Annotated in this window: 12 protein-coding genes; 1 reads left to right on the top strand and 11 read right to left on the bottom strand. The window is 45.3% G+C overall.

All coding sequences use genetic code 11. The annotated features are described in order from the left end of the window. Positions 1 to 9 precede the first annotated feature (9 nt). The 7 genes from QZV86_RS10990 to QZV86_RS10960 all read right to left on the bottom strand — a co-directional run bounded on the left by QZV86_RS10990 (position 10) and on the right by QZV86_RS10960 (position 6,157). On the bottom strand, positions 10 to 912 hold the full coding sequence (locus QZV86_RS10990; protein ID WP_295627839.1) for a VanZ family protein: 903 nt from the start codon (positions 910 to 912) through the stop codon (positions 10 to 12). Positions 913 to 1,321: 409 nt separating this feature from the next. Further along, complete coding sequence (locus QZV86_RS10985; protein ID WP_295627836.1) at positions 1,322 to 1,837, bottom strand: DNA-deoxyinosine glycosylase; 516 nt, start codon at positions 1,835 to 1,837, stop codon at positions 1,322 to 1,324. A gap of 16 nt (positions 1,838 to 1,853) precedes the next feature. Next, positions 1,854 to 2,591: a 2,3-bisphosphoglycerate-dependent phosphoglycerate mutase gene (locus QZV86_RS10980; protein WP_295627833.1), complete on the bottom strand. Its 738-nt coding sequence runs from the start codon at positions 2,589 to 2,591 to the stop codon at positions 1,854 to 1,856. Next, positions 2,591 to 3,676 carry a fatty acid desaturase gene (locus QZV86_RS10975; protein ID WP_295627830.1) on the bottom strand — a complete coding sequence of 362 codons (1,086 nt, stop codon included), beginning with the start codon at positions 3,674 to 3,676 and terminating at the stop codon, positions 2,591 to 2,593. The genes QZV86_RS10980 and QZV86_RS10975 overlap by 1 nt, the downstream gene beginning before the upstream one ends. Positions 3,677 to 3,698: 22 nt before the next feature. After that, a complete protein-coding gene (locus tag QZV86_RS10970; RefSeq protein ID WP_295627826.1) occupies positions 3,699 to 4,154 on the bottom strand; it encodes an HIT family protein in 456 nt (151 codons plus the stop codon). A 6-nt stretch (positions 4,155 to 4,160) separates the two neighbouring features. After that, complete coding sequence (locus tag QZV86_RS10965) at positions 4,161 to 4,910, bottom strand: phosphocholine cytidylyltransferase family protein (RefSeq protein WP_295627823.1); 750 nt, start codon at positions 4,908 to 4,910, stop codon at positions 4,161 to 4,163. Positions 4,911 to 4,999: 89 nt separating this feature from the next. Next, complete coding sequence (locus tag QZV86_RS10960; protein ID WP_295627820.1) at positions 5,000 to 6,157, bottom strand: cysteine desulfurase family protein; 1,158 nt, start codon at positions 6,155 to 6,157, stop codon at positions 5,000 to 5,002. A 324-nt stretch (positions 6,158 to 6,481) separates the two neighbouring features. Here QZV86_RS10960 and QZV86_RS10955 point away from each other — a divergent pair, with 324 nt between their 5' ends. Then, positions 6,482 to 7,234 (top strand): hypothetical protein, encoded by a 753-nt coding sequence (locus QZV86_RS10955; protein WP_295627816.1) that lies wholly within the window; start codon positions 6,482 to 6,484, stop codon positions 7,232 to 7,234. A gap of 98 nt (positions 7,235 to 7,332) precedes the next feature. Here the strand turns inward: QZV86_RS10955 and QZV86_RS10950 are convergent, their stop codons facing one another. From QZV86_RS10950 to QZV86_RS10935, 4 genes are all read right to left on the bottom strand, one after another. Continuing rightward, entirely contained in the window at positions 7,333 to 8,046 is a 714-nt protein-coding gene (locus tag QZV86_RS10950; protein WP_295627811.1) for a hypothetical protein, read from the bottom strand. An 18-nt stretch (positions 8,047 to 8,064) separates the two neighbouring features. Beyond that, positions 8,065 to 11,379 (bottom strand): TonB-dependent receptor, encoded by a 3,315-nt coding sequence (locus tag QZV86_RS10945; RefSeq protein WP_295627808.1) that lies wholly within the window; start codon positions 11,377 to 11,379, stop codon positions 8,065 to 8,067. Between the two features lie 569 nt (positions 11,380 to 11,948). Continuing rightward, complete coding sequence (locus tag QZV86_RS10940; protein ID WP_295627805.1) at positions 11,949 to 15,206, bottom strand: TonB-dependent receptor; 3,258 nt, start codon at positions 15,204 to 15,206, stop codon at positions 11,949 to 11,951. Between the two features lie 522 nt (positions 15,207 to 15,728). Next, a partial coding sequence (locus QZV86_RS10935; protein ID WP_295627802.1) for a vanadium-dependent haloperoxidase occupies positions 15,729 to 17,214 on the bottom strand: 1,486 nt, incomplete at its 5' end.

Below are 17,214 nucleotides of genomic sequence, written 5' to 3'. Positions count from 1 at the left end.
TGAGCAAGATTACCACTTATCGGACTGTCCGAATTTGCGAGGCCGCTTCTGTGCGAGCTCAGTGCCAGCGGCTAGAGAAAGAATGGCGAATATCATTCGGCTTAAGCGTTCTTGAGTCATCATCAAGCATAGAATCAAGCCAAACAAAAAAAATAAACAAAAATGCCAGATCTTGGATAAATCCCATGTCATTGTGTTTTTAGTTTGCTCACTTTGCGTATGAATGTGTGTTTTCACTTCATCGGATACTTGATTCTTGAGTTTTCCTGGCAGAGTTGTTCCCGCGAGAATGGAGATGAATGCGCAAACTAGTAATAAGCGCAAGAAAATACTTTGTTTTTTGCTGATAAGGCATGAGCCAATCAGCAGCAGGAAGAAAACGCTCCATGCGGATAGCATTATGTTCCTGATTGTCGCGAACAACTGAGTTTCGCGGACGGGATAAAGTTGGATATTATTGACTTGGAGCGATCCGGTAGCTTGACTTAATTGTGCGATTGCCCGGATGCTTTGGGTTTCATGTGAAACAGTAAAAATGCCTGGATAATTTTCCCAATCATGGGTTCCTGTCAGCGACACTACTACCGAAGGCAAGTCCCAGCGCTCCTTCTTTTTATCAATTTGCAGCAGCAGAAGTCTGGCCTGATTCCAAGGCTTTTCGCCTGCTAATACATCATTGCTTTTTACATCAGCGGATAGCAATAAAATCGTACCAGGCGCAACCGTTGGGATATCCTGGTAGATGCTGGTTATCGTTGTTGCATCATTGGATATAAGATTGAACCCGGTGCTGGTGAGATTAATTTGACTGTTTTCTGAAGTTTTGTATTTCCAATGGTCAGTTAACAGCTCAGATCCATCGGGTTCATATTGCGCGATCCAAGTATGAGATGCAATGGTGGTAACGGCCAAGAAAATAAAAAGCAAGTACTGTGTTTTAAACAGCGGCATGCATCAGATGTCGGTGCGCAGCAATACAGTAGAATCTCTGTAGCTATTAAGTTCAGGAAAAATAAATATGTTCTTTTTTGCGTTGTGAAGTGTCATTTTTGACGGATCCTCCTGCACGCGAGCAACACAGCACACAGTGTGCTGCTGTGGATAGAGCAATTTAGGCGCTATCTTTGCGATCTAAAAATGCTGAACCATTAAGCTGATATAACCAGCGGCAAAAATAATGAGCACAATAATTACGAGCTTTTTCATCGAATCAATTCCTTTCAGTTAAATGTTAATTAGCATTGTTGTATTGTAGCGTGTAAGTAAAACGCATCCTAGGCTTTGCCGTCAAGTATTTTGCATTGTTTTGTTGAGTAGATGGTCAGTGCGACTCCAATGCTAATTTGATTATTTGATGCCATGTTTTGTATTTTGCGTCGAATGACAATCTTGCGTTAGCGGGGCTTGTGGAAGGCAGGCGTGACAGAGTTATTGATCCTAACTTATTGCCCGGAATGACGTTGCGCCTAAAGCAGGTTTCTGCTTTCCCACCGTTAAAAAATACATGGGTAATTTGCGGATGCACGGCAAAAAAGGCTGGAAAATTGTTGACAATCTGCGTCCCAGTTTCAATCATTGAATCCAGACTTCCAGAGCGGTTGCAGGATTTAAGTACATCCCATAGTGCGATGGGCGATGATTTCAGGGCGATTATTTTTTCTTCATAGGACGAATTCACTTGGATTTGCAGTAGTGGTGCCATAATTGGCCAGAAGGCATTGCGCGGATGCGCGTAATATTGAGTTGCCGCTAGGGAAGCCTCACCGGGCATGCTGCCGAGTATCAGGATTTTTGCGTGAACGCCCGCTATGGGGGCAAAGCTGTGGATGGTTGGCATGATGAAACAAAGCGCATCAAACGAGCTTGTCGATATAATAATGCCGCATGGCATTGCATTGCTGATCTAGCTCATACACTAAGGGGCGACCAGTAGCCAATTTCAATTTCATGACCTGTGTGGGAGTGAGATGATCCAATAACATCATCAGCGCTCGCAGGGTATTGCGGTGAGAGACAATCAGCACGTGTTTTCCTTGCTGAATTTCCGGTTGAATCGTATTCTGCCAATAGGGTTTGAGGCGCATGAGGGTTTGTCGCATGCTCTCTCCTGTTGGCAGTTGATCGCGATCAATATGGGCATAACTGAGCTGATTGCCAGGATAACGATAATCTTCTTGATTCAAATTTGGGGGGGCGGCGTCAAATTTGATTTGGCAACCCAGAATCGGCCAAATGCCGAATTGTCTGATCGCCGACCAACGCTTCATGCCTTCGAGTGCTCCGTAGTGGCGTTCATTTAAATGCCAGGTTTGCAGTACCGGAATATCCAGGTGCATGCTTGCTAGTGCAATGCGCGATGTCGATGTGGCGCGTTGCAGGACGGAAGTAAAACACAAATCAAAAGTGAAGCCTGCATGCTTCAGCAAGTAAGCCGCTTGTTCAGCTTCCTGCTCACCTTTTGAGCTTAGCGCCACATCGCTCCAGCCGGTGAATTTTTTATCGCGATTCCAGATACTTTGCCCGTGACGCAACAGCACCAGCTTCGTCACGCTTTGTCGGGAAGTTTTTGCCGCCGGGACAATTTTTAGCATTAATTGTTTTGTCGCTGCGAGGGATTCGTGGCAGCTTCAGAGGATTCGCGCCAAATTTGTTTTAGTGCTGGCCATAAGCCGCTGCGCAGTGTTTTGATATACTGCGAATTATCGGTCAGATTATTGATCAAGCGACGCTGGGCCTTGCCAAGATTATGGTATGGCATACTCATGAAGAGGTGATGCGTGGCATGGTAACGCAAACCGACCGGCGCCCACAGCGGTGTGACCAGAAAGTTACCGGGAATATTGATCGAATCCAAATATTGTTCAGCCAAAGTCATCTTGCGATTGCCGGGATTGCGGTAAGCGTGAGCGGCCAGCGTGCGCAATGAATTAAGGGCAAAGACAGTCACCGCGACCAAATACCAGAGTATCAACAATGAATACGGGAAAACTTCCAGCATCACCAGCGCAATAACAGTTGCACCAAACAAACAGGCAGCGATTTCCTGCTGTCGCCAATTGAGATCGTTGCGGACAGCATCTTTGGCGCGCCGGTAATTCGGATCAATCGTCAATGACGATGCGCGTTCCCACACGATTCTGTGCAGCGGGGGAATGAGGTAAGTGATAGGCGTCAATACCACAAACCGTATCGCTAGCAGAATCGGGATCAGCAACGACAATAACACATACACCACCATTTCTCCGGGCTTGCGCGTCGCAAACGGCAGGTATTCACCATCTGCGCTGGTGCCATACACATCCGGCTTATGATGATCGTTATGCACGCCATCATAAGTAAACGAAGGGATCATGAATGGGATGCCGCTCAGAATATTCCATGCTAGACGGAAGTTTTGGAACGTGCCCTTTTTCAAATGCGCCAGTTCATGCACAAAAACCGCCGAGCGATACAATGCCAGTACCGAAATCACAAAAGCACCTAGTTGCCACAGTGATAAAAACGGAGAAAACAGCGCAGTGAAAAAAGCGATCCAGCCCAGCGTGACATGGAACAGAAAATCAATCCAATAAATCCACGGATTGGGCGCCAACAGATCGCGTACCAGATGATGTGCTTCCCGCAAGGGAAATTCCTTGGCGTAAGGTGTATTTTGTTCGGTGGCTTGTTCAGTCACTTGTTGCCTCGCTTCATTACGGTCACGACCAGTAGGTTTTGAGATGCTCCATGATCTGCTGATTGATAGCTGTGTCTGTTTTGTTGATTTGACTCAAATTCGGCACGGCTGGCCAACCTGCGTCGATAAATTCCATGCCGGCGAATGACTTAGGCTGTGCATAGCGTGGCAGCACGTGAAAGTGCACATCCGGGTCAACCATCATCAGCATCAGATAATTGATTTTGTCATACTGAAAAGCTTGGGTTAGTGCTGATTCGATATGCCGGGTTACTGCATGTAGCTCATTAAAACTTGCCAAACTCAACTCCGAGAAGGCATTGGCTGGCTCATGTGCAATTAAGACCAGCGCACCCAGCGTGGCTTGCGCCGGACGTAATAACACTGACCAGTAATGATATGACTGGATAATCGTTTGTGGCGCACCGAATTTGCGCATGGTGGCATTGTAGTTCGTTGGAGCTGAATCCTGCATCATACGAGTTTACTCGCTAAAAATAATGCCTGCCCGGGCTAAGTCCTCAATGAAATCGATTTCGCACCAGCGAAAACCTTTGATAGAACAAGAGTTCACCAAATGCTGCTTAGCCAGACGATCAATAATTGATAAATACCATGATTTGAGTTCCGCCGGATGACGCAAAGCCACTTCCACGGCATCACGAAAGGTGCGTGCGCCTTGCTCGCGGAAGTAAATCAAACCAATTGATTCCGCGTTGACTTGATGTGGCGGCACGATCTTGCTGACTTGTTGCACCCAGCGATCGGCATCTAGTTGTACTTTCATATCGTCGGCGTCATAAGTATCCTTGTCATCCACACTCAGTGTAATGGGCGCGAATTCTGAATTCAAGACTTTGCTCAGCAACGCCGATTCGATCACGGTATCGCCGTTTAGCAGCAAAAAATCGCCATCCATTTCGGCGCGTGCGATCCAGCAACTTGCCAGATTATCCGCTACCTCATAAAAAGGGTTGAACAGAATTTTAATCTTGGGATGGTTTGCGTAACGTTGTTGCAGCAACGCCTCAATCAGTGCTACCTGAAAGCCGCTAATAATCGTAATATCATTGACACCCACTGCCAACAAAGCATCGATTTGCCAGGCCAGCACGGGTTTATCGGAAACTGGCAGCAGGCATTTTGGCATATTCTCAGTCAGTGGCAATAAGCGGCGGCCTTGCCCGGCGCTCAGAATGATGGCTTTGATCAATTTCGTGGTTTGATTCGTCATAGATGAATTGATTTTAAGACAGTTTCAATGTCAAGCGTTGATAATAGCAACGCAGTATTGTAACTAAGTTTGGATTTAGAGAGTGCGCTTTAAAAAGAAAGACTACTGGTTTGCTTCAATTCTGCAACAATGCGCTGCGTAGTACGCAAGAAATTGTCAATTTGTTCCAACGTGTTGCTGCGCCCCAAACTGACACGCACCGCGCAGCGTGCAAGCATCGGGTCAACCTGCATAGCATTCAGCACATGACTTTGTCCCGGATTTACGCTGGAACAAGCAGCTCCAGCCGCGACAGCAAAACCAGCTTTATCCAATTTAACCACCAGCGTGTCACCTTCAATATCCGGCAACGCAAAGTAACAGGTGTTGGCAATGCGTGCGGCAGCACTGCCGAAAATCACTGCATTCATAGCAATCAATCCTCTTTCTAACTGATTGCGCAATAAAGAGACATGTTGCACGGTTTCGGCCATGCGCGCTTGCGCCAATTCGCACGCTACGCCAAAACCGACAATCGCAGGCACATTCTCGGTGCCGGAGCGCAATCCATTTTCATGTCCGCCACCATAGATCAGCGGTTTTAATAACAACCGTTTGTCGACAATCAATGCCGCTGCGCCTTTGGGGCCATAAATCTTGTGCGCAGAAAGTGTCATGGCATGCACTTTGAGTGCCGAGAAATCAACCGGAATTTTACCCAATCCTTGAATCGCGTCGGTGTGAACATAAGCACCATGCGAGCGTGCTAGTTCGGCAACACCGGTAACATCCTGAATCACGCCGGTCTCGTTATTCGCCAGCATCACCGCAACCAATCCAGGCTTGTGATTCTGCATCGCGTCACCCGCTGCATCCAAATCCACCTGCCCGGAAGCGTTAACCGCCAACTGGTGCATCGCCCACGCATCGCAACTGCGGCGAGACAGCGCTTGGGTTGGTTTCAACACACAAGGATGCTCAATCGCGCTGATGAAAAGATTGCCGGGTTTCAAACTATCGGCCGCGCCACGGATAAACAAGTTATTTGCTTCCGAGCCACCGCTGGTGAAAATCACCTGCATCGGTTGTACTCCTACCGCATCCGCTACCTGTTTGCGCGCTCTATCAATTGCCCGCCGCGCGTTCAAGCCGTAGCCATGGCGACTGGAGGCATTGCCGAACTCCTGTTGAAAGTACGGTAACATGGCTTCGAGTACAGCGTCGTCGACGCGGGTGGTGGCATTGTGGTCGAAATAGACTGGTTCCATTCAGGTTGTCTGTAAATTGAACAAAGAAGAGTATGATAAACCTTATTGGGGGTTTTTATGAACCCTGATGCTTATTTTCTGCATTGCTGTATTGACCGGGAGCGCATGCATCTGCTGAATGTTTTCTCGAAGCTACGCTGGAATTATCGTCAAAAAAGGCTCTTAGTCCGAGAGTCTCTCGAATCTGAATTTGCCCTAAAGAAGAGTCAGTTCCAAATTGAATGAATGTCGAACGTCATCTAAATGTATTCGTAGAATATCATGCACTACTATATACAAGCGGCACCAAAGTTGAATCTATATAAATTTTTAAAGGATTAAATCATGTCAGTAGAATCATTCATTTCGGCCGAAGCACACTTAGCCAAACTAGGATACAGCGTTCAACAAGCAAATGATTTTATTAATGCAAATGTTGGACAAGCGGAAATAATTTTTGCCGCTGCCAGAGAAAGTGGTGTAACAACGAATATGCTCAACGAAATTTCTGGACACTCTACTACTGTAATTCGAGAGTATTTTGATGCTGCTGGTTTAAACAACAAGGAAGTAGATTATACCAGCTTACTAGTAAATTCTGATTTAGGCTCTTTGGAACGACTTATTAGTTTTAATGAAAGGGACGGCATTTTATCGAATTCATCATTGAGTGATACAGTCCGATCAGAAATTAATATGCCACTAAATTATGATTTCACTTTTGTAGAGTACGCCGATTTTCAGCTTAATGATGGGAAATATGATGCAGAAGAATTAGGTGTAGGGCATCTAGTTAATGTTTTAGCAGCAAATGAAAGCATAGAATCTTTATTTTACGGCTCTATAATCAATAGTTTTTTAGCACTTGATGAAACTGAACTGGACCAAATTAACACTTTTCCTAGAAGTGATGATCAAGAGGAATTTCAATTGCTTATTCTTGACGCATTGAGTGAGTCTCCTACTCTGATCACTTGGAGTGAGGAGGAACTAGTTGATTTAGTTACAAGTGAAGCAGTAAACATTATCGATAAATACTGGGAAAGCAATTTGGTTGGAGTGCTTGATCATAGCATTCTGGGATTAGCTACAGCTTAATATAGATCTATAGAATGGTGTCTTCTACATCAAGGCAGTTTAAATTGCCTTGATGTGTGATTTAACTATTCATCACTAAAAGAGCATCCCTGAGTGTTCTAACAATTAATATGTTTCTTACACACATATTCCAGATCGCCATCAATATTAATCCAATAGCAGCAAGGATTCTTCTTGTACGTTGTTACATTCCACGCGCTACTGCTGACTATTCCTGATATGGATTGAGGCAAACTTGCCGACAGGCTAACATAATTTTCTCGTTTTAGAAGCTTTGCTTTACCGGTGACTATGTCAACAAGAACAAGAAACCCAATATTGCTCATTTCCGCTGCTTCCTCAAGCCTGCTAACAACTTCAGAAGGTAATAAAGCTATATCGGTAACTGAATTTGCAATAGCTCGTGGTTCCTGGTTTTCGTTTTTTTGACAAATGAGTTCAATTTGACCATTAATACTAATATAACTACACGAATTAAATTTTGCTCCCTGTACTTCTAACTCTGTGACTCCGGTTATGGAAATTGATGCAATGTTTCTTATTTCAGATGCAGCTTCAGGGCCAACTACGCGATATGAATCTGCATCGACATGCTTCAAATACCTTTTCTGCCCATTAGTACTATCGATGAGTACAACAAAACCGAAATTAACATTCGAAATTCTTTCTAGCTCATTTGCAAGTTCGATTGGTAAGTCTTTTGAAAATAAATTTGAAGGATGCGTATCACGAATTTTATGTGTTTCACATCCTGTTAATACAAATACTAAGAATAACAAAAATATCACAAATGGTTGCTTAAGATTTTGCATGCTATTTTCTCCTTTTTTCTAGAAATTTAATGTTATCCGCACAAAGATTGTGCGAGTTGGAACAAAACGTGAGTTAACAGGCTCGGATGTTTGGAAATTGATATTGCGGAATAAAAAAGATTCATCAAAAAGATTTCTTGCCTCCAGACTTACAATTCCTCGCCGATTGGGGAGTCGATAACCAACCGATGCATCAACTAAGAAGAATTTATCGATGCCTTCATTCTGATCTCCCTGTCGGTCAATCTTCTGATGTACAAAGGTGCCGGTCAAATTGGCAAAAAATCCCCGAGGATTAAAATAATCTACTTCGGTAGGAATACTGAAAGTGTCAATATTATGAGGGCCGGCAGATGTTTCCGCCCGAGAAAATTTCTCAAGCTGAATTTCACTTTTGGCAGTCCAGTTAGTATGTAATAAGCCATATAAGTATGCTCGGTACAAATTTTCTTTCTGATCCTGGAAACTGCTACTTCTCGAAGAATGCACAGGAACTTTCAAATCACGGCTGGAAATTTCAAAACCAGTAAAGACTTTATTTCTATGATGAGCATCCAATCCAATCCCCATTCGACGGGATTTTGTGCCATTAGGATCATCAAATAATTGGTTAAACCCGGCGACCTGCGTGGGTTCAATAGTCTGCTGAGTTGTGAGGGGTGCTTTAATCGTTTCAATCAACGCCATGCGCAGCCTTAATTGCTTGGTAAAGCTCCACTGTAAACCTAATTTGGGGTTGAATCCATCAACTGGTAAGTCCCTTCCTTTATAAGAGTCGTAGCTAAAACCAAGGGTAGCATTTGTGTTTTCATTAAAATTCAAATTGGTATAAACATAGCCATTTGTTTTGTCATTGCTGAAGTTTTCAGTTGAGCAGCAATTTACTTGTTTTGTTAGTAAGCTTATTTCTCTAATGTCCCGATCAACATTGGTACGATAAACGCCAGAGCCCGCTAGCATATTAATCCGATTACTACGAAACTGATATTGCATTTCAGTCTGATAGGCTTCATTTTTAGCTGAGGTTAAATTATTAATCAACCCCACAGGAATAGGATCCGTATTCTCACTTTTTCTATCAGTGTACTGTCCCGACATAATGATATTCTGATTAGGGGCCAGATCATATTTACCGCCTATGCGAACTGAGTCTTCATCGATTTTTCGTCGGAATCTATTCTGAGGGAGATTGAGATTTGTGGAATCCCTGTCAAAATCCAGCAATAAATTGCCCTGATCCGACGAACGAGTGCGCACTTCTGCCTGCAGATTCAGTCTGGATGTTAGCGCATGTTGAACGAAAGCATTGAGAATATCATGGTTTTGATCATTGTTGGTGCGGAAGCCATTGGTTTCATAATGAAATTGCCCCAGGCTAATCGATGTGCGCTCGTTGAATTTAGAGAAAACCACTTCATTGCCCAAGCTACTATTGTTGCCAACCACACCCGACGTGATCAATTGAGCCTTGCTGCGTTCCATTAAGGGGGAAAATTCATTAAACCCCGGATTCGATGGGCCCGTGTTATTTATAATATTAAGATCAGCTACCGCCAGATGCGGTTGCACGGGATTGACGTTGATCGGTTGCAACAGTTGTGCTTGCAGTAATTCGCTGACGCGTGCTGCTTCGTGGCGCGGAATGTTGGCATAGGTATCCGATAAAAAACGATGCGCCGAATGGCTGGATGGATCGAAGCTCAATGATTTTGACGTTTCCATGAGGGCGCGTTTTTCAAATCCGAGATTCTCAAAAATTCTTGCCAGGCTGGAGCCCCGGGCCGCTTCATCGCGATCGAGCAGGAGTTTGGATCGATACACCGCACGGTTATTGTTCAGTTCAATCGATTTCTGGATATCCCTGAGCGCTTCCACCGGGCGATTCTGGGTTTGTTTCTGGATACCGTCATAGAGCCACGGAGTTGGGTCTTTCGGGTCGCGTTCTTTGGCTAGATCAAATTGTGTGCTCGATAGTGGATAGCGCTTTTCCTCGAAATACGCTTTACCCAAATAACTGCGAATCAGCGAATTAGCCGGATCCAGACTGGCAGCGATTTCAAGCTCTATGCGTCCTGCTTCGAGATTGCCTTCGCGAATCAGTGCAAGTCCAAGCCCAAGCCTGGGCGTCGGATCGGCCTGATCGAGTTCAATCGCACGTTGAAAAATTGCTTTTGCAGCTTGTGTGTCAAGTTGTAATAACTGCGCAAAGCCTAATATCGTCTGTGTTTTGCTCAAGTCAGGATTTAATCTGACTGCTTGTTGCGCGGCTTGCTTTGCTTGTTCTAATTCGCCCAGCGACATTTGTAATTCAGCAATTCGCGCCCACGCCAGTGCATGCTGGGGATCCAGCAGCATGGCCTGTTGTACGCTTTTAAGCGCGGCTTCAATCTCAAAATGCGCTTGCTGGGCATAGGAAAGCGCCAGGTGTGCTACGGCTGATTCCGGATTGCTGGTAACCGCTGTGGTTGCCAGATCAAGTGCTTGATCTTTATCATTTTGCACGACAGCGATAACTGCCTGTAAGGCATAGGCATCGCTGTTGTCCGGCTCCAGCTGTAGCACGCGCTGAATGATTGCCTGGGCTTCTTCAGCTTGCCCGGCGCTGAGCAATTGACCTGCCTGATGTATGAGCGCATTGATATCTTGCACGCCACGATCCTGCCAGTAATCCAAGATGGTGGGATAGTACAACGCCCATTGCACTGCATCGATTGGAAATAGCGTGATTTCTTTTTGGGGTGCCCGGCCTCTGTGAATGGTGGCCGCTTCATGATCGTTGAGTGCCAGTTGACCCCAATCATTACTGACGGACACTTTGCCTTCGTAGACCACAACTTCTGCATCGTCGCCATGCACGCTGACCAGAAATTCGGTGCCGTCTACGCCGGCGTTAACAAAGGGAGTTCTGATTTTGAACGGTTTCGGTGTCCGTGTGATGATATGAATCGCACCCTCAATAAAATCTAATAGCGAGACGCTCTTATCTTCTTGCATTGCCGGAAAAATAATACTCGATTTCTGGTCAAGCCGTAGCATGCTATTGTTATTTAATCTTAATGCGGCACGGCTGTGTGATCTGGAACGGATCATGTCACCTCCACACAATAGTGTGTCCATACTGGCTGATTGCCAGGTTTTCTCCTGCATACGTTTGATCTCGATCACGCCCTGTGTGGATACGATCCGGGCACGAGCAGTTTCCGCTGTGCACGTTGCTGCGGCATGCAGTGAACCGATAGGGCTCAGAGAAAAAAGCATTGCGGTAAGAACAAACATCAAGCTTGATGCTTTTCCAAATCGCTGATATAGCAAGACTGGCAAACATATTTTCATCTTGATCTTTTTTATTGTTGCTCACCCAGAGATCGCCTCCGAAAACACCTGTTTTGTATCTTTTAGTAGAAATGATGCGTTGGGTTCCTGATTGAGGTTTTAGAAAAACTGTGGAGCCTCTGTTTGAACTTGTAATTCCCCGTGGCTTGCCACGGGGATAGGCGCAGGGCGCGCGGAGTAGATTTATTAAAGAAGAACTCGATCACCACAACATAAAACCGTGTCTTTTTTAATTATCATATTACCCTCGGCGTCATGTTCTGTCCTAGTAGTCCAAACGCAACAACGTTTTTTGTCATTTGATTGAGTTGGATCATATGAAATGTAATACCACGTTCCTTCATGGTTAATAAATGTATTTGCAGCAACAAATCTATGAAGATGGTGCGTTAGCACCTTACTGGAATTTAAAATCTCGAGATGTACACAGCAATTAACCGGATTTACCGATGCATCATATGTAGTATAAACATTAGTAGGCATTTTAATTTCCTCATTTTATTAAATGATTTCTTGCAATATAAAATTAATTGATTCCCTTATCAGTAGTGATTCATAGCAATCTCCTTTCAATAATTAAATGTTAGTTTCATAAAAAACATACGCTCAGGTATAAAGGTACCAATCCTAGGTTCAGAGCTATAAAAATTTGTATTTTTATAAAAGAAATGGTCATTCAGAAGGTTTTTCCCTTCTAGGCTTAACAGGCCTCTTCTTTTAGCAAATCGGTAACCCAATGCTAAATCAACCAGGAAGAATGAATCAATCCCGGAATGGGTAATTTCTGGATCTCTCGCGCGTCTATCCGTCAAGTCAGAAAAAAGTCTGAGGTTTTGATGCACAAACGTGGTTGAAAATTTTGAAAATAAACCCTTCGGATGAAAATATTCGATGCTTACTGGCGCGCTTAATGTCTGAAGCTGCTGAGGATTTCCCGAAAACATATTTTTAGAAAACAATTCGTTATAATTTTCATACTGAAACTCTCCTCTAGCGACCCAGTGCAAGTGAGGAATCCAGTATAAATATGAGCGATATAGCTGTTCTTTACGTTCGGACAATTCCTCTGTTGTGGAACTTGGAGGAACGAAAGGTATTTTAAACTTGCGTTCGGAAGCCTCGACACCACCAAACACAACATCTGATAAACGATAATCAGCCCCAATACCCATCCTAAGCGAGCGAGCTCCATTAAAATCATCCAGAAATTGATTAAATCCTGAGATTTGGGTCGGCTCAAGTGATTGCTGTGCAATCAAATGCGCTTTGGTCGTCTCAAACCAAGCCGCTCGCAATCGAAGCTTATCGGTGATATCCCATTGCAAACCGAATTTGGGATTTACCTTCGTGTGATTGTGGCCGTCCACGCTCAGAAAGTCTTCATAACTCATCCCAGCAGATGCTGTTAAATTCCCTGGCAAGTGAGTGTTGGTATAAAAATAGTAATTATTGCGACTAACTCGCGGACCAAAATCATAACTCCCCCCTCCCATTACAGAATTGAAATGTTTCTGCCGAAATAAATGCTGGGTTTCAAACTGAAATCCAGATAAATCACTGGGTGGTACATCTGATAATTTAACATTTCGATCAATATACTTTCCTGAGAAAAGAAGATCTTGGTTAGAAGATAGTGAGTACCGGCCTCCAAATCTGGCAACGTTTTCATTAAGCTCTCTGTGATAGTTCTCTCGACCTTCGCGCCTAAAATCTAAAAATATATCGCCGTGCGAACTTTCGTGTGCACGGAGTTCTGCTTGAACATTTAACTTCGGAGTTACACTAAACTGCATGAATGCATTGTAAATGTTACTATTTTGTTGACTGTTCGGGCGGAATCCATTCGTTTCGTAATGAAATTGTCCCAGGCTGACCGATGCTTTGTTATATAGCATCGAAGCAACGATTTCGTTTCCAAATGTACTATTACTGCCAACATTTCCAGAAGCCACAAACTGAGGTTTATTGCGTTCCATGAGCGGAGCAAATTCATTAAAACCTATGGCCGAGGGCGCCGTTCCTGAAATGATATTAAGATCGGCCACCGCCAGATGCGGTTGCACGGGATTGACGTTGATCGGTTGCAACAGTTGTGCTTGCAGTAATTCGCTGACGCGTGCTGCTTCGTGGCGCGGAATGTTGGCATAGGTATCCGATAAAAAACGATGCGCCGAATGGCTGGATGGATCGAAGCTCAATGATTTTGACGTTTCCATGAGGGCGCGTTTTTCAAATCCGAGATTCTCAAAAATTCTTGCCAGGCTGGAGCCCCGGGCCGCTTCATCGCGATCGAGCAGGAGTTTGGATCGATACACCGCACGGTTATTGTTCAGTTCAATCGATTTCTGGATATCCCTGAGCGCTTCCACCGGGCGATTCTGGGTTTGTTTCTGGATACCGTCATAGAGCCACGGAGTTGGGTCTTTCGGGTCGCGTTCTTTGGCTAGATCAAATTGTGTGCTCGATAGTGGATAGCGCTTTTCCTCGAAATACGCTTTACCCAAATAACTGCGAATCAGCGAATTAGCCGGATCCAGACTGGCAGCGATTTCAAGCTCTATGCGTCCTGCTTCGAGATTGCCTTCGCGAATCAGTGCAAGTCCAAGCCCAAGCCTGGGCGTCGGATCGGCCTGATCGAGTTCAATCGCACGTTGAAAAATTGCTTTTGCAGCTTGTGTGTCAAGTTGTAATAACTGCGCAAAGCCTAATATCGTCTGTGTTTTGCTCAAGTCAGGATTTAATCTGACTGCTTGTTGCGCGGCTTGCTTTGCTTGTTCTAATTCGCCCAGCGACATTTGTAATTCAGCAATTCGCGCCCACGCCAGTGCATGCTGGGGATCCAGCAGCATGGCCTGTTGTACGCTTTTAAGCGCGGCTTCAATCTCAAAATGCGCTTGCTGGGCATAGGAAAGCGCCAGGTGTGCTACGGCTGATTCCGGATTGCTGGTAACCGCTGTGGTTGCCAGATCAAGTGCTTGATCTTTATCATTTTGCACGACAGCGATAACTGCCTGTAAGGCATAGGCATCGCTGTTGTCCGGCTCCAGCTGTAGCACGCGCTGAATGATTGCCTGGGCTTCTTCAGCTTGCCCGGCGCTGAGCAATTGACCTGCCTGATGTATGAGCGCATTGATATCTTGCACGCCACGATCCTGCCAGTAATCCAAGATGGTGGGATAGTACAACGCCCATTGCACTGCATCGATTGGAAATAGCGTGATTTCTTTTTGGGGTGCCCGGCCTCTGTGAATGGTGGCCGCTTCATGATCGTTGAGTGCCAGTTGACCCCAATCATTACTGACGGACACTTTGCCTTCGTAGACCACAACTTCTGCATCGTCGCCATGCACGCTGACCAGAAATTCGGTGCCGTCTACGCCGGCGTTAACAAAGGGAGTTCTGATTTTGAACGGTTTCGGTGTCCGTGTGATGATATGAATCGCACCCTCAATAAAATCTAATAGCGAGACGCTCTTATCTTCTTGCATTGCCGGAAAAATAATACTCGATTTCTGGTCAAGCCGTAGCATGCTATTGTTATTTAATCTTAATGCGGCACGGCTGTGTGATCTGGAACGGATCATGTCACCTCCACACAATAGTGTGTCCATACTGGCTGATTGCCAGGTTTTCTCCTGCATACGTTTGATCTCGATCACGCCCTGTGTGGATACGATCCGGGCACGAGCAGTTTCCGCTGTGCACGTTGCTGCGGCATGCAGTGAACCGATAGGGCTCAGAGAAAAAAGCATTGCGGTAAGAACAAACATCAAGCTTGATGCTTTTCCAAATCGCTGATATAGCAAGACTGGCAAACATATTTTCATCTTGATCTTTTTTATTGTTGCTCACCCAGAGATCGCCTCCGAAAACACTTTTTTCATCTTTCAGTAGAAATGATGCGTTGGGCGCCACGTTGTAACTTTAGAAGAACTGTGAAACCTATATTTGGATGTTAGCGTTTCTCCTTTCGATTATATGTGATATTTCCCACACTAGGGCATACTATTGTTTTTGGTAATATGATGAATCCAATGGGATTAATCATATCGCTAGGCAGCAACAGTGCGATGTGACAAGCTGAGAAAATTGTGGGATATACTTGTGAGAAATATCAACACAGTCTTTTAGCAGGGGTGAGTCTATTTCATTCGTTAAGAAGCGTTCCCGAAGCAGCTGATGCAAGACAGAAAACGGGCGGAAAAGCGTGGTTTATGCCTAATAAATGAGCATTTTGATCCTGCTTTTAACACCGAGGCGGCATACAGATAGTGTCTCAACGGTCTGCCAGAATCCTTTAGGTTCCTTGAAAGTCTTTGTGGGTCATAACGAACCACAAAGACCTCATATTACGATATTTTTGAATCTACGATGGTGGTAGGACTGATTCCGAGTTTAAGTGCAATCTCATTAGCAATTTTGGCACCCAGCCAAACACCGCCGGTTTTTCCTAGTTCACTGGGAGAACTGGGAATGCCAAACTCATCATCGGTGCCCGCAGCATTTCGCTTCGTAACGCCATCGAACTGCCAGTGAACACCTAAATACAGACGACTTACCGAGTTATCAATGATCGCCTGCCACAAACTATTATAGCCAAATGTTATATGTTCTCGCGGCTGCATCGTTATAGGATCCTTATTGCGACCATTAAATTCATCCGATACGAAATCAAAGCGTACGTTATCAACTCCATTTTCATCAAAGTTTGCAATATCCTTCTCAACCAGAAAGAGTCTTAACAGCTGAAATGCTGCTGCACCAAACGTTGCATGACCTGATGGATATGAGGGAAAATTGGGAGTCAGATTGCGCTTGGAGCCATTTGTATTTGGAAGACCAAGTGGTTGCCAACTTGGATCTGCCACACCGTTTCCGGTCTCAGCGTTGGGAATGCCGATAGCCGGACGCCACATCATGTGGGTTGGCGCATACTTGTAGTGCCATGCGTCTATTCCAGCATCTGCCATAACGATACCAACGCCTGCTAGAATCGCCAATTCTTCTTCCGGACTGAGGGAGCCGGGATTCTGTGCTTCAATCAAATCGAGTACTGTCAGTACAATTTGCAGATATTGTCGAGGTGGTGTTCCAATCTCCATTGATCCGTCATAGCCCCAACCTATACCGGTAATTTCTTCCGGTAAAGTGCGAGTACCCGGCATTCTGTTTGATTCACCTTTGTTGACGGTCTTTTCAAAATCATCTGCATAATGTGCTGTATGATCTACATGTGTTGCAGATGTACGTCCCGGTGGGAATGGGAAACCAGTAACTCTGGTAGCCAGTAATGGTGTCGACATACCCCAACGACCGCCTGCGTAGTGCTGCATAGGATCGCTCGGTGGCGCGATATGTTCGTATCGCGCTCCAGAAGGTGTGTACTGATCGATGGCGGCATTCACGGGATCATCCATGCCTTGCTGATGAACCAGTATGCCAAAAGCGCGCCCTGCCATTTCAGCCGGGCTGCCAGCTGCTCCCAATCCAAAATAGTCGAGCCAACGCAGCCATGCTGGTTCCAGAAGATGTGCCTGGTTTGGATATCGTAGTCTGAGAACTTCTGCGCAAGCAGCTGCACCTGCAACATTGGAATTTGCTGCGCCGATTGCTGTTAACTTTGCAGGGGCAGTAATATTCAGCAGCGCCGAACGACCCGAAGCATGCGCCTTGGCATCGTTAAGTGCCGCCAATGCCATGCCAACCGCGCGTGCACTTAAGAATGGACCTGCTTGATCTCCAGAGCTTAATATTTCTGTATGGTCTCGGCGGATACATTCCATAGAAGCGGCCTCGCAAATTCGGACAGTCCGATAAGTGGTAATCTTGCTCAAC

This window comes from uncultured Nitrosomonas sp. (assembly GCF_902826915.1).
GTDB lineage: Bacteria > Pseudomonadota > Gammaproteobacteria > Burkholderiales > Nitrosomonadaceae > Nitrosomonas.
Note: the sequence above shows the minus strand (reverse complement) of the source record. Positions and strands in the feature narration are given on the sequence as shown.